Source organism: Rubritalea tangerina (genome assembly GCF_042683245.1).
GTDB classification, from domain to species: Bacteria; Verrucomicrobiota; Verrucomicrobiia; order Verrucomicrobiales; family Akkermansiaceae; genus Rubritalea; species Rubritalea tangerina.
In genome coordinates, this window is sequence record NZ_JBHUJB010000031.1 from 89,354 (window position 1) to 112,589 (window position 23,236).

Here is a 23,236-nt window from a genome sequence, read left to right on the forward strand (position 1 = left end):
TAGATATTTTTTTAGTGTGGGATGGTGACTCAGAGGCCGCCAGTAATAGATGTAAAGGGAGTTTGTAAGAAGTACCCGGGGAAAGTAGAAGCACTCAAGGGGGTAGATTTGCAGGTGGGAGCGGGAGAGATATTTGGTTTGTTAGGACCGAATGGTGCTGGCAAGAGTACCTTGCTGAAGGTGTTACTGACGATTATTCGTCCGAGTCGGTGCAGTGGGGTGATGCTGGGGCAGCCAATTGGGCACAAGAAAACCTTGCAGAAAGTGGGTTATTTACCGGAGCACGTCCAATTTCCTGAATATCTTAGTGGGCGCCAAGTAATTCGTTATGCAGCTGGCTTATCAGGGATTTGTCCGAAGTTTTGCAAGAAGAGGGAGGAAGAGCTATTAGAGTTTGTTGGGATGAGTGCTTGGGCGAATAGGAAGCTGAGGACGTATTCGAAGGGGATGAAGCAACGGATAGGTTTGGCGCAGGCTTTAGTGAATGATCCTGAGATTGTATTTTTGGATGAACCTACTGACGGAGTGGATCCTAAAGGGCGGGCCGAAATGCGAGAGGTGCTGAAATTATTACGATCGCAAGGGCGGACAGTGTTTATCAATAGCCATTTGTTAGGTGAGTTAGAGATGGTGTGTGATAGTGTGGCGATATTGAACCACGGTGAGGTGGTACGTCATGGTTCATTGAGTGAGTTGACAGGGAGAGGCGAGAAGGTGGTGATTGGGATTCGGGGGCATCTTGGGGCTGAGCTTCGTTCGGCGATTAGGAGGCATCTGGAGTTTAGCATGCACAAGCACAGCATTCATTTGGAGACTGCGGAGCTTGAGCGGGTGCAGCCAGTGATTGATTTATTGAGGGAGCACGATGTGGTTATTGAGTCGTTGGGGAAAGAGGGGCAGTCACTGGAGAGTTTATTTTTGGATAGTGTGGACGCAAGTAATCTAGAGAAAGGAGCAGGGGCGTGATTCAGACAGTGACATTGTTGATGGATTCGTTGCGCATGGTTTTAGCACGAAAGTTGTTTTGGGTAAGTGTGATTATCTCTGCCTTGATTGGGGTCATCTACTTATCGATTTCATTGGTACCAGAAGGGGTCTCATTTTTGTTTGGCGCTTATATTTTTGAGAACACTTTGTTTACGAGTGAGACTCAAGAAGGTGAGTGGTTTTACATCATCATCTTTACGAACTTCATCAATCGTTATTGGTTAGGTAGTGGAGCCTTATTGCTAGCTTTGATCACGACGGTTTCTGTTTTTCCTGAATTTACAAAGAATGGTGCGATTGAGGTGTCATTATCGAAGCCTGTATCACGGGTGAAGTTATTTATAGTAAAGTATATTGGGTGTTTACTTTTTGTGGTATTGCAGACGGGGTTATTTGCTTTGCTGGCATTTATAGCGGTGTATTTGCGCTTAGGTTACTTGAACTGGAGTTTGTTTTGGGTCGTTGGTGTGATTACCTTCGCGTTTAGTTTGATTCACTGTGTGCAAGTGTTAGTGGGGGTCATTACGCGTTCTAGTTTGGTAGCGCTCTTATGCGGGGTATTATTTTGGGCGATGGTGTGGTTGGTGCAAGTGACTGAGCAGACGATGTATTTGAATACCTATGCGGTAGTGGAGGAAAAGATGGATATTGATTGGAAGACAGGAACGATGAGTGGCTATGACGAGGATCGTGCAGTCGATGATCAGGCTGCAGGGTATTACGATCTCATAAGGAAAGCTAGTCTCCCTCTGCCTAAGGTTCGTGATGTCACCTTGTCCGCTGATCGGTTGGTGGTATTTCGAGATAGCGGCTCAGTGTTAGAGCAGATTGATTTACTTGAATCGATTGAGAAAAATGACATCCAGAAGAAGTCTCAGCGTGCAGAAAGGAGAGCTAGGGAGAGGAATAGCACGAGTTATATTATGTTGAGCTCTTTGGCATTTGAGTTCGTTGTATTGATGATTGGCTGCTGGATTTTTGTCAGAAAAGATTATTGATGTCGCTAAGTGCTGGATGAAAGACTTGAAGAGGTCATGCGGTAGTGAGCAATCAGTCCATGGAGAGAGAGCTGCAGAATGAGTCAGAAGTGGTACCTACCAGTCTTGGTAGGTATCTAGATGAACGCGGGCTCGAAGCTCTAGACGAGGGAGATAAAGTGCGGCGTTACACTGAGTTTTATTTGCGGACGCGACCGGCGCTGAAGGCGTATTTATATGCATTTTTGGCCGGGAATGACGCAGCGATTGAGGATTGTATTCAAGAGACGGGCTTGGTGGTATGGAATAAGTGGGATGAGAGTTGGGACCTGGATGCCTTTCAAAAGTATGCTTTTGTTACTGGCAAGTACAAGGCACTGAGTTGGCTCAAGAAGCATAAGCCAGCCAAGAAGGTGTATTTATCGCCAGCATTGGTGGAGCGTTTGGCTGATAAGTCATCTGAGTTAGAGCGTGATGCGCGACTAGATAGTTTGCAGCAATGTATGGACCAGTTGAGCCCACAGAACAGAGAGATCCTTGAGGCTCGTTATGAAAGTGAGGGGAGCAAAGCACTGAGGAATCTAGCTGAGAAAATGGAGCGTTCAGTGGATGCTATTTATAAGCAATTGGAGAGGTTACGATCGTCTCTGAAGGATTGCGTTTCTAGAAAGTCCAAGTTACAGCAGCCATGAGTGAAGAATTGATAGAGAGTGGAGAGGGAGTGCCTGTGAATGTGGAGGTGCGCGAGCTTGTGGATCGGCTGATTGATGGTCGTTTGAGTGAGGAGGAGAACAGGCGCTTGGAGTCGATTCTTGAGAGTGATGAGGCGGCAATGCGCTATTGCGCTGAGCGGATGCGATTCCACGCTGAAATGGAAGAATTGATGTCACCGGTGCGCGTGGAGTTGATGCAGAAAAGGCATCTGGTGGTAGAGACTAAGAAGGGGCTGGCAACGGTGTCTAAAGCGGTTAGTAACGTGGTGAGGGTAGAGAATCCAAAGTTTGGTTCGGCGCTCGAGCTTCCGCCAGGTTTGAAGACGCCGAAGCAGGTATTAGGGTATATGTTATGGGGAGGGCTTGCGTTAGTGGTACTCGTAGCTGTGATTGTATTCTTGATACAGCGTGGGCCTGTGAGTTCTGAGCCTCAATTGGTGTTTCGGAATGCTTCATTCGAGGATCTCGAAATCAACGAGAATAGCCCACCATTCATCTATACAGTTCTTGATTGGCAGGATTATTTTCAAACAAGCTCGGTGCGGGTCTGTGATGTCAGACGTGCGACTGATGGAAAAAAGGAGGCACAGGACGGCCAGTATGCAGTGATTATGGAAGGTGGCTTTTTGACCCAGAGATTAAGCTATAATGATGGTGAGGCTTTCGTTGCGAGGAAGGGTCTAAGGTTGAAAGTATCGGGGTGGGCCATGTTAGAGGAGGCAGGGAAGCCAGCGCAACTATGGATATCATCGCGGGTTGTGGTGAGTGCGTATCCATCGATGTCTCAGGTGGAGCCAGATGTGCAGAAGCTGGAGGTGGAGAGTGATGCGTGGGAGAGGTTTGAGGCTATTTTGACCTTACCGAGTGATAGTTTGATGATGAAGCCCTCGATTTTTAGGCGTGACGCCACGCAGTCGGCGGTGGATATCAGTGGGTTACAGCTTGCGGTATCTATAGATAACAAATCTAAGGTTCCGATGTTTATCGATAATTTAAAGATTGAGGTGCTTGAAGACCTTCAGGAGACAGGTGTTGAAGTTAAGAAATAGTGGGGTTTGAAAAAAAAGTAAAAATATGCGTCAGAAAATTCAGGTGAGAGAAATAGCTGGGTGAATGAAACAATCTGTGACTGAAGCAAAGCGCTGCAAGAGAAACTGACTTGTAGTAAGCTAGGTCACAATTCACCCAATTCACTATGAAGAAAAATCGCATCCAAAAACTTGTACGTCGATCAAGTGTCGCACTGGCCGTGACCGTGGCAGTAGGCAGCTCAATGGCGCAGGCTGAGACAAAGAAGATCCTATTTCTAGCGGGCAAAAAGAGTCATGCTAATGGTGAGCATGAATTTCAGGCTGGCTGTAATTTGCTGGCAGAGGCTTTAAACAAGAGTGGGCTAGATATTGAGGCTAAAGTATATCATCCAGGATTTCCGAAGGATGAATCTATTTTCAAGGGGGTCGACGCGTGTATTGTGTATGCGGATGCTGGTGGTCGATTTGGTGAGGGGTATAAGGTTTTAGATAAGTATGTCAAAGGAGGGATGGGCATCATGTTCATGCACTATGGGGTGCATCCAAAGAAGCAGGTGGGTGAGAAATTTTATCTCCCTTGGATAGGTGGTTACATGGATGACAAGGAGTCTGTGAATCCGCATTGGATTGCGGATTTGACGCCTAACAAGAAGCATCCTGTATCTTATGGTTTACCTGACAAGTTTCCTGCATTTGATGAATTTTACTACAACATGATTTTTGCTGATGGCAAGGATTGCAGTTGTTGTGGTGGTGCTGTGACGGGAGTTCCATCTCCGGACCGGATGATTCGCTACATCAACATGTGGAATGAGAATGGCGAAAAGGGGTTTGGAAAGCCACAGAAGTTGATGTGGTACAAAGACACGCCGATAGGTGAAGGCGGGCGTGGGATTGGTTTTACGGGGGGACACTACCACCGCAATTGGGCGATTGATGATTTTCGTAAGATGGTACTCAATGCTATCGTTTGGACAGCGCGTGGTGAGGTACCAAAGGGTGGTGTGCCATCTGATCCGATCAGCAAAGAGAAGCTGAGTGAGGGCTTACGCAAGCCAATTGATCTACCGACTGCGGCTCTCTATCAGCAGAAGCCAATGAAGTTGCCTAAGCTGAAGAAAGCGAAGAAGAAGGTAGCCAGTAGCTCACAATCAAAGTCCGCTAAGTTTTTGGCGAGCACGCCGGTGATTAAATCTAGTGACAAAGTGCGTCACGTAGAAATTTCAGCTGATGTCAAAGGCAAGGAGACGATCACATTGCAAGCGGATGCAGTGGATGGCAACTCGAACGACTGGGTGAGCTGGGTGGCACTTCGTTTTGTGAATGCGGATGGGAAGTCAATCGCTGTAGACAAGAAGTTCATCCTCAAGTCTGAGCAAGGTTGGGGCGAGCTTCAGTTTGATAAGAATGTGGGTGGGCAGCCGATTCAGCTAAGTGGGAAGAAATTTGAGAGTGGTTTTGGTTCTCATGCGGATGCGGCGATTCAGCTGAAGGTTCCTGAGGGGGCTGTGAAGTTTATTGCTATAGCGGGTCTGGATGATGGTGGTGCGGTACGTGATGGTAAGCCCACTCCGGCTTCAGCGAGATTTGCGATCATTGATGATGCCGCTCCGTGGGCTCCTATGAAAGCACCTGAGAAGGTCGCACTGGAGCATTTTGCCACACCAAAAGACGAGGAGTTAGAAGTCACAGTTTGGGCTCAATCCCCGATGTTATATAACCCGACGAATATGGATATTGACCACAAGGGGCGTATCTGGGTCGCGGAAGGAGTCAACTACCGGAGAAAGGCAGGAAGGAGACCAGAGGGTGATCGCATCGTAGTGTTAGAAGATACCAATGGTGACGGTCGGGCAGACAAAACGAGCACCTTTGTTCAAGATAAGGAGCTCGAATCGCCACTTGGAGTTGCAGTTTTTGACAACAAGGTGGTGGTATCTCAGCCTCCAAATTTATTGGTGTACACTGATGTGAACCGCGACATGAAGTTCGATCCGAGTGTTGATAAGAAAGAGGTGCTGTTGACAGGTTTTAATGCACGTCAGCACGATCATTCTCTACATTCATTGACGGCTGGTCCTGATGGCAAATGGTACTTTAACAATGGTAACTGTGGAGCTATTTTCACCGATAACTCTGGCAAGACCTTCAACATGAATGGAGTCTACCGTGGGGGAGGTGGTAAGTGGTATGCTGATAATAACAAGTTGGGAGGGAAGAAGTCAGATGATGGATTTTTATGGACTTCAGGTTTCACGGTTCGCATGAATCCAGATGGTACGGATGTTGAGATTGTGGGGCATGGTAACCGTAATTCTTATGAGCAATCCGTCAATTCGTTGGGAGACATTTTCCAGAATGACAATGACGACTGGGGAAGCTGCCGTAATTCCTACGTGTTAGAGTATGGATGTGCTGGGTTCTTCTCACGTGATGGTCAACGGACGTGGCGTTCGGAGCAACGTCCAGGGCAGCCAGTGCAGCGTGCACATTGGCGTCAAGATGACCCTGGGACATTCGATGCCGGTGATGTATACGGGCATGGCTCACCAACAGGAAATGTGTTCTATGAGAATGGAGCATTGGGCAAAAAGTGGGAAGGAACGTATTTGGCCTGTGAAGCGGCTCGCAACACGGTATTTGGTTATCAGCCTAAGGTGAATGGAGCGAGTTTTGACATGGAGCGATTTGACTTTGTCACCACGAACTTGCAAAAGGAATTCATAGGGGGTGACCAGACAAAGAGGGTCTCCAGCAATGAGCAGATTGAATACAAGGGAGTGTTGTTCCGACCCTCTGACGTTACAGTGGGACCCGATGGGGCACTCTACGTCACGGACTGGTACGATGGACGAGTGGGAGGCCACGGAACAATGGATGACACCTGTTCTGGAGCGATCTACCGTATCGCGCCGAAAGGTTTCAAGTCGAAGGTTCCAAGCTTTGATCTCGCCACGACTGAGGGGCAGATAAGCGCTTTGAGCTCCCCAGCTGTGAATGTACGCTACTTGGGCTTCTCTGCTCTGAGGGACAATAAAGAAAAGTCACTTGGTGCGGTATTAGAGCTTCTCAAGCACCCAAACAAGTATGTGGCATCCAGAGCGATTTGGTTGTTGCCTCATTTGGGTGATGAAGGCGTGAAGCAGTGTGAGGCCTTGTTAGGTCACAATAATGCTGAAGTTAGACTGGTAGCCTATCGGGCGTTGAGACGCACGCAGAAGGACATTTTGGCATACGCGAAGAAGTTAGCTGATGACTCTAGTGCGGCAGTACGCAGGGATGTTGCTTTATCAATGCGCAACTATGGGGCAGAGGAGGCATTGCCGATTCTGCTGACTGTAGCGCGTGGTTTTGATGGAAAAGATAAGAATTACTTGGAAGCGATTGGTTTAGGTTCTGAAAACAAAGAAGAAGCTATTTGGTTAGGCTTGAAGAAGTCAATGGCGTCAGGGAATCTGGAAGGGTGGAGTGATCAATTTGCAAAGTTGACGTGGCGTTTATGGCCGGTGGCAGCGGTAGATGATCTCAAAGCGAGGGCAATGAGCAATGCACTTAGCCAGGAGCAGAGAGAATTAGCGGTTGAGTCGCTCTCTTTCATTCAGGATAAAACAGCAGCGACTGCCTTGCTAGAAGTTGCTAACAAGAAGAGCTTGGTCCAGTCCAAGGCTGTGTATTGGCTGTTGAAGCGTGGAACTGGCGCATGGGCTAGCATGGGGATCAAGGATGAACTGAAGAAGCGTGGCATCTATGATCCAGATAAGATTGTTGTGAACGCCATTACTGTTCCTGAGCCACCTAAGAAGAGTGCATTGCCGAGTGTGGCTGAGGTGCTCAAACTTAAGGGGGATGCCAAGCGTGGAGAGGCTGCCATTCAGCGTTGCGTAATGTGTCACGATATCAATGGCGTGGGACCAGAGTATGGACCGATTCTGAAGGGGTGGGGGACAACTCAATCACGAGAAGCAATTGTGAAGAGCATTATAGAGCCTTCCGCTGACATTGCACATGGATTCCACGGTAAGGAAGTTATCCTGAAGGACGGCAAGGTGCTTCATGGACTTGTGGTCTCTGGAGATCCTCTGATTGTGACCTCTACGGGTGGGGTGGTACAGATGGTTCCGAAGAAGCAAGTGAAGTCTGAGAAATACATGAAGCGTTCATTGATGTTATCTGCCGAACAGCTGGGATTGAGTGCACAAGATGTCGCTGACATTGCGACTTTCATGCAACAGTGGAAGTAGAGCTGTATCTTTAATGGAGTATTTATGCCCATCTGGCCAAGTGTCGGATGGGCATTTTTTGTACGAAAACGGCTCTTGCTATGTCTGATGTGATTATGCACCTTGCCTCATGTGAAACGTATCTGTTTTTATCTAAGTTGTTGTGTTTCTTTATTGGTCACTGCGTTTGCGGACGAAGCCACGGAGTTGAGAGAATGGCATTCGAAGAGTGGACATACGGTGAGTGCGAAGGCTGTGTCATTGAAGAGTGGGAAGGTACTTTTCGAGCGTGAAAATGGCAAAACGATCACCGTGCCATTGAGTAAGCTAAAAAGTGCGGATCAGGAATTTCTCAACAAACATTTTAGGGTGGAAGAGAAGGCCTTGGAGGCCCTGAAGCCTAAGGAAGGGAAAGCAGCGGATGATTTGCCATTTCCGTTAGGTAAGACCACGGGAGAAATTCAGACGGGGGGGCAGTATAGCTATTTTCTATATCTTCCAACGAGTTTGAGGGCGGGAGAGAAGCACCCTGTCTTATTTGTCATGAGTCCGGGTGGTGGAGGCGCTGGTAATGTGGGGCGTTACAAAGCTGGAGCTGAGCGCAATCGTTGGATCATTGCAGTTTCTAAGCAATCTAAGAATGGGTTCAATGGGAGTCAGGATGCGGTGGATGCCATGATGGAGCATGTGTTAGATACCTTGCCTATTGATGAAAAGCGGATGTATACGAGTGGGTTTTCTGGTGGGAGCCGCATGGCTTGTATGACGAGTGCGAAGCATTCGAAGATTACTGGAGTGATTGCGTGTGGGGCAGCCAATGCTGTAGGTTCAAAGAAGCAAGTGGTTTACGGTTTATGTGGGACAAATTGTTTTAACCGGACGGACATGGCTCATAGTTTTAAAGAATTCACCCACAAAGGGTCAGTTTTACGCTATTTCCCGGGCCGGCATGTGTGGGCTAATGGCGAGTTATGTGAGGATGCGATCACGCATCTCAATGGGGTATTTTTGGCGAAGAACGAGAGTGATTATTCTGAGGCGCATAAACATTACAATTATATGTTAGGTCAATGGATTACTGAGTTAGAGAGTGGGAATGCGATGCGTGCCTTTATGTGGGCTGATTTTGCGCAGCGATATGATTTTGACCACCCCAGTGTGACCAAGGTTTATGGGGCGTTAGAGTCTGATGAACAAAATGTGCTTTTTGTTAAAGGTTTGTATTCAATTCGCGACTTTGCGGAGAAGACTTTTGGCAAGGTAGCAGCGTCTCAGTGGAAGGCAGACCCGAAGGTTTCAGCGGCTTGTGTACGTGAATCAGAGAAATACGAGGGTAGCCCGTGGAGGGAGGTTTTACTGAAGTTGAGCGAGGATGCTCAGAAGTTTTAGTGTATGAGAGGTGTGGATTTCCTGTATATTCTTGTGGGTGGGATGGTTGTTTTCGATTTGCTGAAGGTCAGAAATCGTGGCTAAGTCTGATGTTATGAGAACAATGATTAAGAGCATTGCGAGTGCAGGTCTCATGGCTTCAGTGACATTGACTGGGGCGATGGCTCAAGAAAAGAAGGACCAGAGTAAAGAGGGTTTTGTTTCGGTTTTTGATGGAAAGTCTCTAGCTGGATGGGTTACCCCTGATGGTCAGGCAAAGTATTGGTCGGTGAAGGATGGTGCTATTACTGGTGGGGATTTAGAGAATCGAGTGCCACGCAATGTTTGGATTATTTTGGATCAGAATCGCGAGAATTTCGTGATGACCTTCAAGGTGCGTTTCATCAATGGAGATGGTGGTGGTTTAAAGAACTCAGGGATTCAGATTCGCAGCATTCGTCATGGGTCTAACATCGCAGGCTACCAAGTAGATGCAGGCCCTCCGATTGAAGGCAAGAACACGAATGGGGGATTAGGGTACTGGGGTTACATGTGGGATGAGCACCGTCGTAATCGCATGGTTGGTACCCCTGTTGATGCCAAGGCACTGCGTCCAGCAGTAAAGGATTGGGATTGGAATGAGTACAAAATTGTCGCCGACGGCAAATCTATCAAATCGTGGATTAATGGCGTGGCAGCATTAGATTACACAGAAAAAGACGCTAACATTGCTGCTGATGGGCTGATTGCATTGCAGGCTCATTCAGGTGGAAAATTTTTAGTGCAGTTCAAAGACATCGAGATCAAGGATCTTGCTCCGACTCCTGGATCTGTGAAGTGGGCAGATTTGAAAAAGAAGAAGTAGGCGGTTGTAGAGAGTCATTCTCTGAGCGCTCAGGAAGTTCACTAAGTTAGAATGACAAAATGCCGTGCAGTTTTTTTTGCTGCACGGCATTTTTGTTTTAATGGATGGCTCTAGTGATGGCATTCACATGCATATTCTTTATTATCACAGCTGGAGCAATCACTGAGATTGAGAGTGAATTTGCTGGTGACCTCTTCGGCGTTGGCATTGGGCTTGATTGCGACGACGGTTGGGAAGTTATTACCTTTTGGGAGGGATTGTTTTGAGACGAGCACATCGCCTTCGCGTGAGAAGCTCATCTCAACGGGGCTGATACGCTCACCGCTAACGACGCTGACCACTTGGTCGGAGGGGGAGACATTTTTCATTTCTTGGTCGAAGAAGCTGATTTGAACGCGACCGTCCTCAAGTACAAGGAATTCAGCTTGTGGTTGAATCTCTTGAATCATGCGGCCACGGTTTGGGCCTGCTTTGACATGTGAGTGTCCGGCATGGTCGCCGTGATCATGGCCAGAATGATCATGTGAGCAGGAACTATGATCGTGCCCATCATGTGGGTCGTGTTCACCGTGTGAGTGTTCTTGATTTGTTTCTTCGTTGTTAGTGTGCTTGTTTTGCTCGTTGTGTTCTTTGGGTTTATCTCCGCATGAACTGAGGGCTACGAAGCCGAGTGCTGCTAGTGTTGTTATGGTGTATTTCATGATTAGTTAGTGTTTTTTGTTAGAACTTTAACCCACAGCTGGGGCATTTTGTTTAATTGCTTTTTGGGCTGCTTTTCTCCCAAAGAGGAAGAAGACGGAAGGGGTGACGGCTAGGCCGAGAATCGTACTTGAGACCAGACCTCCTGTAATGACGATAGCCACGGGGTGGAGGATTTCTTTACCTGGTTGGTCGCCGGCGAGGACGAGAGGAATGAGTGCGAGTCCAGCAGACAGGGCGGTCATGAGAACGGGAACTAGACGTTCTTTTGTGCCCCGCACGATCATTTCAGGAGTGAAGTCTTCCCCTTCATGTTTCATGAGGTGGAGGTAGTGTGAAATGAGCATGATGCTATTTCTGGCGGCAATTCCGGCAACGGCAATAAAGCCTACTAGGGTAGCGATGCTGATATTGTTGATAGTCATCCATGTGAAGACTAGCCCACCGATCAAAGCGAGAGGGATGTCGCAGATAACCTGGAGGGCAAATGTCATATTTCCAAAGTAGGTATAGAGGAGCAAAGCGATGACTAATAAGACGATCGCAGAGGCTACAAAAATCCTACGGGAGGCGTCTTGCTGGGCCTGATACTCACCCTCGATACTCACACTGTAACCACTGTAGGCAGGAGTGGAGAGGACTGATTGGTTGATGCGTTCTTGTAATGTGGTGATCATGGTTTTGAGATCTCTTCCGGTGGGGTTAATAGAGACAACGAATCGACGCTGAGTGTTTTCACGCATGATCACGTTAGGTCCCTTTGCATTACGAACTTCAGCAATGGCATGGAGTGGTACCCTTTGGCCGTTTGCATTGGTTAGCATTAACTCTCTGAGTTTTTGAGGTGACTCACGCCATTCTGCTGGAAGGCGCATGACCATATCGATGGTACGTTCACCTTCAAAAAGTTCAGCGGTGGTTGCGCCACCGAGGAGGGTGGAGAGTTGTTGGTTCACCTGGGCTGGGCGGAAATTGTAGGCGAGTGCTCGATCACGATCGACTTCAATTCTTAGTTGTGGAATTGGGGCTTGTTGTTCGATTCTTGCTGTTTCTAGTCCTGGGATATCCTGACAAATTGATTGGATGTCAGTGCCTATATTGCGCAGTGTCTCAAGGTCTGGTCCGAAGATCTTGACCGCGACTTTAGCGGATACCCCGCTGAGCATGTGACCGATTCGATCTTTGAGTGGGCCAGAAATTGCGCTGAAGGTACCTGGCAGATTTTCTCCACTAACGCGTGAGCGAATTTCTTCGATAATTTTCTCACGTGGCGTGTCATTTTCTTTGAGTTCGATATCGAATTCTACCGTTGAGACGGGGACGACATGGTCACCACGTTCGGCTCTCCCGACGCGGTGGCCTACGGATTTGACATCGGGCATCCCTAACAACAGCTTGTCGACAACAGAAGCGATTTGGCTTGTTTGTTCGAGTGAGGTTCCTGGGCTCGCGGTCATGGCGACGACGATGGTTTCTTCCTTAAAGGAGGGGAGGAATTCTTTACCGAGTTTAGGGTAGAGAAGTGATGCCGCGGTGAGCAGCATGAGCGCTATCGCAAGAACCAGAGCAGGGGCTCTCAGCGAGAGGACTAGGAAGCTGCGTTCAAAGAGCCATTTCATTCCACGCACGATGAATCCGTCGGTGTGGGTAGATCCAGGCTTAGGTCGCAAGAAGAGGGAACAAAGCACTGGAATGACAGTGAGGGAAACGATGAAAGAGGCGCCCATGCTTACCATGGTGGCAAGCGCGATGGGGGTAAATAAACGACCTTCTACACCGCTCAGTGAAAGCAATGGGATGAAGACAAGGATGATGAAGAGGGTGGCATATAGTATGGAATTTCTGACTTCACCGGAGGCCTTTGCGATGACTTCTAATCGTGGCAGGGGGGTGGCTAGCGAGGCATTTTCTCTTAAGCGTCTAAAGACATTTTCTACATCGACGATAGCGTCATCTACAACGATGCCGATAGCGACTGCTATGCCGCCAAGGGTCATGGAGTTGACGCTCAGACCGGCAGTGGAGAAGATGATGGCAGTCATCGCGAAGGAGAGCGGAATCGCGGTGAGAGTGATGAAGGTGGTTCTGAAGTTAAAGAGGAAGATGAAGAGAATAATGATGATCATTATCGCGCCATCTCTGATAGCCTCTAAGAGGTTGTCGATGGCCATATCTATAAAACTCTTTTGCCTGAAGAGTGGTTCAAGTTGGACGCCTTCAGGGGCTTGTTGTTGGAGTTCTTTTAGAGCCTCTTCGACCTGCTCAGTGAGTTTGATCGTGTCATAGCCGGGGGATTTTGTGACTGACATGATGACACCTTTTTTGCCATTGACTGCAGCGTCTCCTCGCATGGGTTCGATGCCCCAACGTACTTCTGCGACATCAGCAATGGTTACAGGTCGGTCATCTAACATCTTGATGACTGTTTTCCCGAGTTCATTGAGGTCGGTGGTCATGGCGAGGTTTCGGATCATGATTTCCTGGGCTTGCGAGGAGATGAATCCGCCAGTGGAGGTTGAGGCTGCTTGTGTGGATGCTTCGTGTAGTTCCTCGAAGGTGACACCGTGTGAGAGTAGCTTGTTAGGGTCAGGAAGGATTTGTATTTGCTGGATGCCTCCTCCCATGGAGAGAACTTCTGCGATACCAGGCAGGCTCTGGAGTTTTCTTCGCACTGTCCAGTCAGCGTAAGTACGCAAGTCACTGGGGTTAACAGAGCCGTTCTCTGAGGAGATACCGACCAGCATGATTTCACCCATGAGGGAGGCGACGGGGGTCATGTATGGTACGACGCCTTCGGGCAATTCGACAGATTGTAGGCGTTCTTGCACAAACTGGCGTGCTTTATAGATATCGGTGTCCCAATCGAATTCAACGAAAACGAGTGAGAGTGAGATATCCGAAGTAGAGCGGACTCGAGTGACTCCGGTGACGCCGATGAGTGAGCGTTCGATCGGCATGCTGATGCGTTGTTCCACCTCTTCTGGGGCACGGCCATCGGCTTCTGTGAGGATGGTGACAGTCGGTTTTGTGAGGTCAGGAAGGACTTCAACGGGGAGGGATACCGTCTTTTGGAAGCCGAGGGCTAGGACCAAGAAAGCAAGAGCGAGAACGATCACGCGATGGCCCAAGGCAAATCGGATGAGTTGATTTAGCATGGCTTACTTGATTTTTTAAGAGTGATAACGGTGAGTAGTGCGAGAGTGATGCAGTTGGAAGCGATGAGGAAGATCACGAGGGGGGAGCGCCAAGTGATAGCTTGTGTTGGGGATGCAGCATTCTTTTGGGCCTCTCTAGCAGCTTTTTGAGCTGGAGTCATTTCGGATCCATCCTCGTTATGTTCATGGCCGTGGGCGGCATCGAGGGCTTCTTTGAGCGATATGCCACCACCTTGGGCGAAGCCGAGGAAGTAGGCACCATTGGTGACGACTTCATCGAAGCGGCTGATCCCTGATTTAATTTCTACGAAGCGGTCATTTCTCTCGCCCACCACGACTGGTGATTTATCGAACGCGTTGGGGAGGTCGTAGTGTTTGACGAAGACGTAGGGGGTAGCTGCATCACCTTGGAGAGCTTTGCGGGGGACGGAGATGACGTCTTTTCTCTGGTTGAGGACAATGGAGAACTCGGTGCGCATGTTAGGGCGCAGTTTTAAGTCTGGGTTATCGAGCAAGAAGATGGCCTCTAGAGTACCCGACTCGTGATTCGCTTCAGAGCCCATGCGGATGAGTTGTCCATCGAAAGTGGTATTTCCGAGTGAGATGACTTTGATATGGGCTGTGGTGCCGAGTTTGAGTTTTGAGGCTTGGCTTTCAGGGACACTAGCGACGGCCCATACTTGGCGCAGGTCGACGATATCCATGAGTTCTTGAGAGGGATCGACGGGTTGGCCGAGGGTGACGTGACTTTGTGAGATGATGCCAGTTTCTGGGGCTTTCACATCAATGACGGGAGGTGGGGACCCTGGCTGGCGGCTTTCCACTTTGAGGAGGACGTCACCTTTTTGGACAAAGTCTCCGACGATGGGCGGAGTTTGGACAACTCGGCCAGCAAAGCGCGTACTGATGACTGCGTGCTTGCTAGGGATTGGTTGGATATGTCCGATGGCAAAGACGCTGTCTTCGAAGCTGGCTTTTTTAACCTTCTCTGTGGTAATGCCAAGGTTTTGAACTCCCTGTTCGGTTAGGATAATCGTTTTTGAGGCATCAATAGACTGCTTGGCGAAGAGGGGAGAAATGAAACTCACTAGCAGGAGTGTGGTTTTGAAAATTCTATTCATAGTAGTTCAATGGCTAGTGTTAGAGTGCTGATTGTTCGCGGCCGATAGCAGCGAGGTAGCGGACGCGCGCTTTATGGAATGCCTCGAGGTTGTCGAGATTTTGTGATTGGAGCTCGAGTTGTTGACTTCGCGCTTTTAGGACGGAGGTGAATGGGGTTTGGCCATTGCGGTATGCATTTTCTAGTTGTTGAGCATTTGTATCAGCTAGAGGAATGAGGCTCTGGGTAAGTTTCTTTGACTGAGCAATCCACGACTGCATTTCTGCGCGTTCGGTAGCGACTTGTTGTTGGATTTCGAGCGCAAGGGCGACTTTTTCGGAAGTGACTCTAGCTGCTTGAGCGCGTGCGGATTGGATATTTCCTTCGTTTTTATTATAGAACTGGAGGGGGATACTGACACCTGCACCGATCGTTCCCTCAGTTTCGATACCTTCTGGGGCGTCTTCTTCGCGGTCGACGCTGGTAAAGAGTCGGCCTTCGACATCTTCGAATCGCTTGGCTTTCTGGAGGGCGATATTTTGCTTTGCTTGTTCGATTTCTAGCAGCTTAGCGCGGTACTCTGGTCGGTTGTTGAGGGTGAGGTTAGTTGTGGGGATGGTGGCATTCGGTAATCTGCCGGAGAGTACGAGTGGTTTATCGGGGTGGAGGCCGATATAGGCTTTGAGTTTATTGAGGAGGATGGCGTCGCGGGTTTGAATACGAGCGAGGTGTGACTTTAAGGTTGCGGACTCGACCTTTGCTTGGTTTGCGTCGAGGCTAGAGAGTTCACCACGGGCTGCGGCGGAGTCTATGAAGTCGGCAAATTCATCGAGCAGGGCACTTTGTTTTTTGAGGTATGTGGCACGTTGGCGGTTGTGCAGGATTTCGATGGCTAGCTCTTGGGCTTGGGCAGTGAGGGCTTTTTGGGCGACTTTGATTTCTTCTTTAGCGATACTGAGTTGTTGGTTTGAGATCTTTTTCTCGACTCTGAGTCGATTGGTGATGGGGAAGCGCTGAGCAAATGTCACTTCTAGTCCACCTTCTGAGCTTCTAACATTTTTACGAAGGTCGAGTTCGATTTCTGGGTTTGAGAGTCTGCCGGATTGGACGACTTGTCCCTGTGCTTCTTGGATTCTGAGGCGTGCAGCTCTGAGTTGTGGGTTGTTATTGCTGACTCTTTTGGCAATGGCTGAGACCTTAAGTTGGGAGCTTTGGTTGATGTGCTTTGAGTTACCGAGAGCTAGGTTGGGTTCTTCAGCTGTGGCGGTGACTATGTTGAGGCTGCTAGTGGAATTACAAGCAGAGGTCATGATGACTCCCAATGTGGTGAGTCCGATTGAAATGGCTTTCATAAAAAATGGTAAGTTGCCGGTACGGCGGTGATCTTTGTCGGTGATATACCTGTTAGGTTGAGGCACGCATGAGCGTGGTAAAAAAAAGGATGTGGAGGCTCAGAAACTAAGTGTTAGAGCCTAAGGGGCGACAGAGATGTGTCCACTAACAGAAAATGGGACAACAATCTCCTCGTCAAGTGAGGAGATCAAAGAAGGAAGCGGCAGTGTTGCGAACAAAGTTTCGCTGCACTGGGTGGGGGGAGGGAGAGGTTTTGGGAAATGGGGGGAGCGTTGCTAGGGGGCAGGAGTTTTCTGCTAAAGCTATTGCATTGTTGGGTAATGACGAGTGCTTGTGGCTCTATTTCAATGCGTGGTTTGGGAGTGGTAGATTTCTTTTCTGGCTGAGGGGTATGGCAGAGGCAGTCACATGGTCCGTGGTGATGGTGGTGGCCAGAGTGTTGGATTATCTGGTCTGTGTCACCGTCGTGAGCCTTTTCTAGGTGGACGTGATCCGAGTGGTGGTCGTGTTCGCAGCATGCATCAGCTGCTTGGTACGAGACCAAGAAGATGAGGCTGAGAATGGCGAACATTGAACGCATAGAGATACTGACCACTAGTAGAGCTTGGAGGTCAGATCAAGGGAGAAATTTTTTGGAGGCCGCGCGCAGGTAGACTTAGAATGAGGGGGGGAAGTTGCTTTCAAATGGGGGGGAGGAGAGGCGTTTGTCGGAAGGCTCAGTATGTGTGATCTTCGCAAGTAGCGTCATCACAGGCTTCATTGCATGTCTCACGTGAGAGGGTGAACTCGGCGCTGGATGTCTCTGAGGACTGGGTATTTTTGATTGTGAGGGTGGTAGGAAATTTATCACCTTCTGGAAGGGCTTGCTCGGAGAGGAAGGTGTTATCGCTGGTGACAAAGGTGAGCTCGACCGGGCTGATGGCTTCTCCGGTTGTGATGGAGAGGGTTTGGTCTTTTGGTTCGATTGGCTGCATTAGTTCATCGTACAAGTAGACTTTGAGTTTGCCATTTTCGAGAGCTACGAGTTCAGCATGTGGCGAGAGGTCCTTGATTAGTTGTCCGTGGTTAGGTCCCTCTACGATCTTTTCTTCCTTGGTGCTACATTTACTGCAGTGTAGGCAGCTGCTGTCATTTGAGTGTACTACTGTTTCCTGTTTTTGTTGTTCACAGGATGGGATGAACGGCCAAGCGAGAGCAGAAGCGATGAGTAGCGTGCGGTGTTTCATAATCGGTTGAATTACTATGTAGATTATGAAAGTTCGAGTGAGGGGGGCGAGTCTAATGTGAGAGTTTTTGCAAATTTATTGCATAAAACAAAACATCCCGAAGGTCGCGAGGACCGACGGGATGTGGAAAGCGGGAGAGTTTGCTTAGAAGCGTTGTTCACCGTCTACGAAGGTAGCGGTAGAATTGAACTCTTTATCGAGGATGGCGATGTCACCGGTGAAGCCGGCTTCGATTTTGCCGTGATTATCGAGGCCGAGTGATTGAGCTTGGTTCCAAGAGGTGGCTTTGACGATTTGGTGGAGTGGGAGTCCGGTGAGCTCTGAGACGAGTGCGACGCCTTCATTGAAGACGAGAGCGGAGCCGGCGAGAGCGCCACCTTCCTTGAGGCGGGCCACTTTATTTTCGACGACTACGTCGAGTCCACCGAGTGTGCATTCACCATTATTGATCCAAGATCCAGCCATGGAGTCAGTGATCATGATGATTTGATCGATTGGTTTGACTTTGAAGATGAGTTTGACGAAATCGGGGGCGAGGTGGATACCATCGCAGATCATTTCGATTTTGAGGTCATCATCGATGAGTCCTGAGCCAACCATGCCGATTTCACGGTGGTGGAGGCCGGTCATGGCATTGCCGTAGTGGGTGAGGTGGGTGAGACCTGCATCTTTAGCGGCGAGGACTTGGGCGTATGTAGCTTCGGTATGTGCCGCTGAGGATGAGATGCCGAGGGCCTTAGCTCCTGCGATGACTTCGCAAGCATTTGATTGGCAAGGTGCGATGGAGAAGACAAGTGCTGGAGCGATGTCGTGGATTTCTTTTAATTCCTCGAGGTTTGGCTCGCGCACGAACTCAGGATTTTGGGCACCCGCTTTGGAGACATTGATGAATGGGCCTTCGACGTGGAGGCCAGGAGTCTTAGCAAACTCTTGGTTTGCATTGTACTGAGCGCATTTTTCAGCGATCTCAAGAAGCTTGGCTTGTGGTTGTGTGAGGGTTGTAGGGAGCCAAGTGGTGACTCCTTCGCGCAATTTTGTTTTAGCGATGTGGCGGATGGCATCGAGGTCGTTATCACAGACGTCTTTGCCATCGGCACCGTGTGCATGGATATCGATGAAGCCAGGGAAGGCGTATTGGCCTTGGGCGTCGAAGGTTGTATCAGCCTCTGGGAGGGCATCACCTAGATTGTAAACACCGGAAATGATGCCATCTGTGATAGCGATGGCGCCATTTTCGATTTCCACATCAGGGGAGACGATATGTGCATTTGTAATCAGTGTTGTCATAGTCGTTGAGAATTAATGTTGGAGGAGTTCGCGGTTTTTATAGATGTAGTTAAACCCGGAGATGAGGGTGAGAGCTGCGGCAATCCACATGGTGGCGGGGATGATGTAGTGGTCTGGATTTGAGAGCCACTGAAAGAGAGCTACAGCTGGGTTCTGGGAATCGAGAGGAAGGAAGCTGATATGGGTGAGGCTGCCAATGACAAAAGTGAGCTGGAAGGTGGTTTTCCATTTTCCGAGTTTATCGGCGGCGATGACTTTTCCTTGTTCGACAGCGATTTGGCGCAGGCCGGTGACCATGAATTCGCGGCCGATGATGAGGCAGGTGACCCAGACTGGACAATAGACGTGCGGGTTTACTGAGAGGAAGATAAAGCCGGCGGAGACGAGTATTTTATCTGCGAGTGGGTCGAGCAATTTACCCAGTGCGGTGACGAGGTTAAGTTTGCGGGCGAGGTAGCCGTCTAGCCAGTCAGAGATGGCGGCGACTGAGAAGGTGACGAGAGCGGTGACGGCGGCCCAGTGTGCGTCAATAGAAGCCGCGATAATGAATACGGCGGTGAGCACGAGGCGGAGGACGGTGATGGAATTTGGAATATTCACGGTAGCTAGAGCCACTGTGCATAATGTGCGGGTTCGGGCAAGGCGCGATTGAATCGGGAGCGAGAAGCTATGGCTAGAAAACAAAAAACCCTGCGTAATGCAGGGTTAGATGGTGGCCTATCTCGGATTCGAACCAAGGACACACGGATTTTCAATCCGTTGCTCTACCAACTGAGCTAATAGGCCGTTTTGTTTTTGTTAGCGCTCGGTGGCCGTTGGCCGCCTTGCGGTGCGCGTTGTGTAAGGTGGAAGCTGGGTTTTGACAACATAAAAGTGGAGGAAATGTGTTCTTTTTTTTGTCGGAAGAATGCGTGGGTAGTGGGTGTTTTGGTGCGTATCCTTGTTTTAGAGTTGGTTGGAGAGAATTTCGAGAGTCATCTGGATACTCATGCTGAGGCTTTCTTTTGAGATGATATCGAGGGTGTCATTGGATGTATGCCACCAGGAATTTTTATTAAAGTCGCCGATGAGGTCGATTGTGGGGATATTTGCGATGACATTCATGGGGTAATGGTCATCGAGGATGACGCCGCTACTGAATCCGAAGTGTTTTTCGAAGCCGAGTTTGGTGCGAGCTGCTTTATAATCTCTGAGGAGTGACTTGGGGGTATCGGAAGGAATTTTGATATCGAGGTCTTGGTGACCTATCATATCAAGGACGATACCGAAGCGTGGGAGTTTTTTATAGGGGGCGACTTGCTGGGCGGCGCTGGATTGGACGGCTCTGGAGTAATAGATGCTGCCGAAGAGGCCATCTTTTTGGAAGCTGATGCCTGGGCCAACGGCTTCCTCGCCATCGAAGAAGACGAGTTCTATTTCTTTGGCGACTTGTGGGTGATGTTTATCGAGGTGCTCGGCTAGGGCAATGAGGGTGCCGACGGCAGAGGCGGCGTCATCAGCACCGAGGAAGTTGGGCAGAATTTTGCTATCGATGTGTGCGGCAAGGACACCAGTGCACGAACGTGCCCATGGATTGTGTCCGGCTGACGGGGAATAGCGGGCTATCAGGTTTGAGTATTGGAGGGGGCCTTTGGGTGTTTGTGCCGTGAAGCTTTGTTCGACGGTGGTCCAGCCGTGTTTCTTGAGTTGTTGGGAGACGTATTGTTTACTCTTACGCAGGCCGGGAGATGCGGGTTGGCGGTGGCCGAAGCTCAGGATTTTCTCCGTGTGCCGGTATGCTTTTTGAGCGAGGGAGTCGGCGACCTGAGGTGAACCAAGGCTGGGTTTGGGTTCCGATGGGGGAGCGGAGATGGATGGGGAGGCATCCTTACAGCCGGCGGCAAGCGCGACGAAGGAACAAAGAAGGAGGTGGCGCGCTATGAATTTCATGTGATGGAGGCTTAGCCTAGGTTTACGCCTAAGAGTTCGAGAATACGATTGAGGTCGGCGTTGCCGCTATACTCGATTTCAATTTTACCTTTTTTAGCGGTATGGTGGAGGTTGACTTTGGTGCTGAAGTCTTTGGCGAGTTGGGACTCTACGCGTTTGATGATGGCGAGGTCAGCGGCTGAGGGTTTATTGGCCTTTTCAGATTTTGGGTCTGATTTTGGGTTATTAAATTCTTGGGCGAGTTTTTCAGCGGCGCGGACGGTGAGTTTTTTCTTTATGATGAGCTCTGCGACTTCGACTTGAGCGTTGTGGTCTTTGATTGCGAGGATGGCTTTGGCGTGTCCGACTGTGATCAGAGCTTCGGAGAGGTAGGACTGGACTTGGGAAGCAAGGTCAAGCAAGCGCATGGCATTGGCCACCGCGGCGCGTGATTTGCCGACGCGCTGGGCGATTTTGTCCTGCTTCATTTTAAATTCTTTAGCGAGTCGGACGTAACCAGCGGCTTCTTCGATGGGGTTGAGGTCCTCGCGTTGGAGGTTCTCAATGAGGGCCATTTCTAGCACGTCTTGGTCTTCGACTTTGCGAATGATGACGGGGACTTCTTTGAGACCGAGGCGTTTGGAGGCTCTCCAGCGTCGTTCACCGGCGATGAGTTCGAGTTTGTCACCGATGGCGCGTGTGATGAGGGGTTGGATGATGCCGTGCTGGCGGATGGAATCCATCAGGTCATCGAGCATGCTATCGGTGAAGTGCTTACGCGGTTGGAGCGGGGAGGGGAATACTGAGCCAATAGGGACCATGCGCACGTCGTTATCGTGCGTACCTGGGGCTGATTCTTTCGCATTTTTTTGTGCGATGGGAGATGGCGATTCCTGTTTTTTAATCAGAGCTCCGAGTCCTTTTCCTAGTGCCTTTTTTGCCATGGGCAGGCAGCATAGAGGGAGTGCGCTTCTGATTGCAAAACAGTTTTTTCAGAAATGCACCTTTTCCGATGCTTGGGGGAAATTGTGAGAATTTCTTAGGAGGAATCGTTGCGTATGCTTGACGTGACGGCGATTGCAGGGAATCAATACACGTGCATTTATGATTAAACGAATTTTTCTAATCTCCATGAGTTTGTTGGCGAGTGTGCACGCTCAGCAACTGGTAGGTGGAGAAGTGGCATTGAAGCCGGAGGTCAGCGCATCTGTGAAGAAGTCAGTACAAGCATTAGGTAACGAGGTTTTGAAATCCAACTACCGCTTTGCGGTGGATAAGATGTATCCAAGGTGGCGGGTGCGTCAGGCGAAGCGTTTAGGAAGTGAGACATTGTTGTTGGAGTCATTTAACAAGGCAGGAGCTCAGATGCAGGAGGCTGGCATTACAATTGATTCATTTGTGGCACAGCCGGCGTGGAAAGCGTACCGAGTGCATCCGAAGAAGAAGCCAGGGGTACGTGAGATTCGTAGTTCTGAGGATGTGAGTTACGAGCTGTTGGTATTTGTACCGACGAAGATGAAGATGACTTTTTACATTAAGGATGCCCCAAAGCGCAGTTTCATGAGGGAGAGTTTTCAGATAGCATTGGCGCAGGAAGGGACAAACCAATGGACCTTTATTGATGGTGCGACAATTCGCGTTCAGGATTTGCGCAGTATGTTCCCATTATTGCCACATGGCCTGGAGCTTCCCAAGAAGCTAGACACAGAGATCAAAAACTAAGGAGCAATCGGACTGATGGCTAAGAAAGAGAAAAAGAAGCAATCGAAGCGCTACGACCACTTGAGTGAGATGGCGCGCATTACGCGCTTGATGAAGGAGATGTATGAGCGTGGTCAGAGCGCACTGTGCGAGGTACGCAATTCAGTGATTCATGGTCGAGGTGTTTATGCTGCGTGCGACATTGAGAAAGAGACACAGGTGATCGAGTATCTTGGTGAATATATTGATAAAGATGAAAGTGAGAAACGCGCCTGGGATCAGGCTGCGAAGGCTGAGGAATCTGGTGATGCCGCAGTGTACATTTTCACCTTGGACAAAAAGTGGGATATTGATGGCAATGTGCCATGGAATGACGCTCGCCTGATCAATCATTCATGTGAGCCAAATTGCGAGGCGTGGATTGAGGAGGATCAAATCTTTATTTATGCCCTGAGGGACATCAAGGAAGGGGAGGAACTCACCTTTGATTATGGCTTCGATATCGAGTGTTATGAAGACCACCCTTGTCTTTGCGGCACCGAGAGTTGTGTTGGGTACATTGTGAGCCGCGAGCAATGGCCTCAGCTCAAAGAGAAGCTTTCCGACAAGAATGCGTTGCAGGCATCCTAGTTACGCTAATTGATTTA

At 49.3% G+C, this 23,236-nt stretch carries 19 protein-coding genes and 1 tRNA gene; 9 read left to right on the forward strand and 11 right to left on the reverse strand.

The window, feature by feature from the left end:
- Positions 1-21: 21 nt before the first annotated feature.
- The 7 genes from ACFSW8_RS07290 to ACFSW8_RS07320 all read left to right on the forward strand — a co-directional run bounded on the left by ACFSW8_RS07290 (position 22) and on the right by ACFSW8_RS07320 (position 10,161).
- Positions 22-966, forward strand: a complete 945-nt coding sequence (locus ACFSW8_RS07290; RefSeq protein WP_377090895.1) for an ABC transporter ATP-binding protein — start codon at positions 22-24, stop codon at positions 964-966.
- Positions 963-1,985: an ABC transporter permease gene (locus ACFSW8_RS07295; protein ID WP_377090894.1), complete on the forward strand. Its 1,023-nt coding sequence runs from the start codon at positions 963-965 to the stop codon at positions 1,983-1,985. The genes ACFSW8_RS07290 and ACFSW8_RS07295 overlap by 4 nt, the downstream gene beginning before the upstream one ends.
- Before the next feature lie 59 nt (positions 1,986-2,044).
- Positions 2,045-2,656: a sigma-70 family RNA polymerase sigma factor gene (locus ACFSW8_RS07300; RefSeq protein WP_377090893.1), complete on the forward strand. Its 612-nt coding sequence runs from the start codon at positions 2,045-2,047 to the stop codon at positions 2,654-2,656.
- Positions 2,653-3,726 carry an anti-sigma factor gene (locus ACFSW8_RS07305; protein ID WP_377090892.1) on the forward strand — a complete coding sequence of 358 codons (1,074 nt, stop codon included), beginning with the start codon at positions 2,653-2,655 and terminating at the stop codon, positions 3,724-3,726. The genes ACFSW8_RS07300 and ACFSW8_RS07305 overlap by 4 nt, the downstream gene beginning before the upstream one ends.
- A 146-nt stretch (positions 3,727-3,872) precedes the next feature.
- Complete coding sequence (locus ACFSW8_RS07310; RefSeq protein WP_377090891.1) at positions 3,873-7,949, forward strand: PVC-type heme-binding CxxCH protein; 4,077 nt, start codon at positions 3,873-3,875, stop codon at positions 7,947-7,949.
- Positions 7,950-8,060: 111 nt separating this feature from the next.
- On the forward strand, positions 8,061-9,317 hold the full coding sequence (locus ACFSW8_RS07315; protein WP_377177834.1) for an SHD1 domain-containing protein: 1,257 nt from the start codon (positions 8,061-8,063) through the stop codon (positions 9,315-9,317).
- A gap of 103 nt (positions 9,318-9,420) precedes the next feature.
- A complete protein-coding gene (locus tag ACFSW8_RS07320) occupies positions 9,421-10,161 on the forward strand; it encodes a 3-keto-disaccharide hydrolase (protein ID WP_377090888.1) in 741 nt (246 codons plus the stop codon).
- A 110-nt stretch (positions 10,162-10,271) separates the two neighbouring features.
- Here the strand turns inward: ACFSW8_RS07320 and ACFSW8_RS07325 are convergent, their stop codons facing one another.
- The 11 genes from ACFSW8_RS07325 to ACFSW8_RS07375 form a co-directional block, all read right to left on the reverse strand.
- Entirely contained in the window at positions 10,272-10,862 is a 591-nt protein-coding gene (locus ACFSW8_RS07325) for a hypothetical protein (protein ID WP_377090887.1), read from the reverse strand.
- Between the two features lie 27 nt (positions 10,863-10,889).
- Positions 10,890-14,015 (reverse strand): efflux RND transporter permease subunit, encoded by a 3,126-nt coding sequence (locus ACFSW8_RS07330; protein ID WP_377090886.1) that lies wholly within the window; start codon positions 14,013-14,015, stop codon positions 10,890-10,892.
- Entirely contained in the window at positions 14,009-15,136 is a 1,128-nt protein-coding gene (locus tag ACFSW8_RS07335) for an efflux RND transporter periplasmic adaptor subunit (protein WP_377090885.1), read from the reverse strand. The genes ACFSW8_RS07330 and ACFSW8_RS07335 overlap by 7 nt, the downstream gene beginning before the upstream one ends.
- A gap of 19 nt (positions 15,137-15,155) precedes the next feature.
- A complete protein-coding gene (locus ACFSW8_RS07340; RefSeq protein WP_377177836.1) occupies positions 15,156-16,466 on the reverse strand; it encodes a TolC family protein in 1,311 nt (436 codons plus the stop codon).
- Between the two features lie 188 nt (positions 16,467-16,654).
- Entirely contained in the window at positions 16,655-17,047 is a 393-nt protein-coding gene (locus tag ACFSW8_RS07345; RefSeq protein WP_377090883.1) for a hypothetical protein, read from the reverse strand.
- Between the two features lie 136 nt (positions 17,048-17,183).
- Positions 17,184-17,693 carry a hypothetical protein gene (locus ACFSW8_RS07350; protein WP_377090882.1) on the reverse strand — a complete coding sequence of 170 codons (510 nt, stop codon included), beginning with the start codon at positions 17,691-17,693 and terminating at the stop codon, positions 17,184-17,186.
- Between the two features lie 144 nt (positions 17,694-17,837).
- Positions 17,838-18,980 carry an N-acetylglucosamine-6-phosphate deacetylase gene (gene nagA, locus ACFSW8_RS07355; RefSeq protein ID WP_377090880.1) on the reverse strand — a complete coding sequence of 381 codons (1,143 nt, stop codon included), beginning with the start codon at positions 18,978-18,980 and terminating at the stop codon, positions 17,838-17,840.
- Between the two features lie 12 nt (positions 18,981-18,992).
- Positions 18,993-19,580, reverse strand: coding sequence for a CDP-diacylglycerol--glycerol-3-phosphate 3-phosphatidyltransferase (gene pgsA, locus ACFSW8_RS07360; RefSeq protein WP_377090879.1), 588 nt, complete (start codon positions 19,578-19,580; stop codon positions 18,993-18,995).
- A gap of 110 nt (positions 19,581-19,690) precedes the next feature.
- A tRNA-Phe gene (locus tag ACFSW8_RS07365) sits at positions 19,691-19,766 on the reverse strand.
- 159 nt (positions 19,767-19,925) lie between these two features.
- Positions 19,926-20,909, reverse strand: coding sequence for a M28 family peptidase (locus ACFSW8_RS07370; RefSeq protein ID WP_377090875.1), 984 nt, complete (start codon positions 20,907-20,909; stop codon positions 19,926-19,928).
- A gap of 11 nt (positions 20,910-20,920) precedes the next feature.
- The gene (locus tag ACFSW8_RS07375; RefSeq protein ID WP_377090874.1) at positions 20,921-21,832 is read right to left on the reverse strand and encodes a ParB/RepB/Spo0J family partition protein; all 912 of its coding nucleotides are present in this window, start codon (positions 21,830-21,832) and stop codon (positions 20,921-20,923) included.
- Between the two features lie 160 nt (positions 21,833-21,992).
- On the opposite strand from ACFSW8_RS07375, the gene ACFSW8_RS07380 reads away from it, so the two are divergent.
- Both ACFSW8_RS07380 and ACFSW8_RS07385 read left to right on the forward strand, forming a co-directional pair.
- Positions 21,993-22,610 carry a hypothetical protein gene (locus ACFSW8_RS07380; RefSeq protein WP_377090872.1) on the forward strand — a complete coding sequence of 206 codons (618 nt, stop codon included), beginning with the start codon at positions 21,993-21,995 and terminating at the stop codon, positions 22,608-22,610.
- Positions 22,611-22,625: 15 nt separating this feature from the next.
- Positions 22,626-23,219 carry an SET domain-containing protein gene (locus tag ACFSW8_RS07385; protein ID WP_377090871.1) on the forward strand — a complete coding sequence of 198 codons (594 nt, stop codon included), beginning with the start codon at positions 22,626-22,628 and terminating at the stop codon, positions 23,217-23,219.
- Positions 23,220-23,236 lie beyond the last annotated feature (17 nt).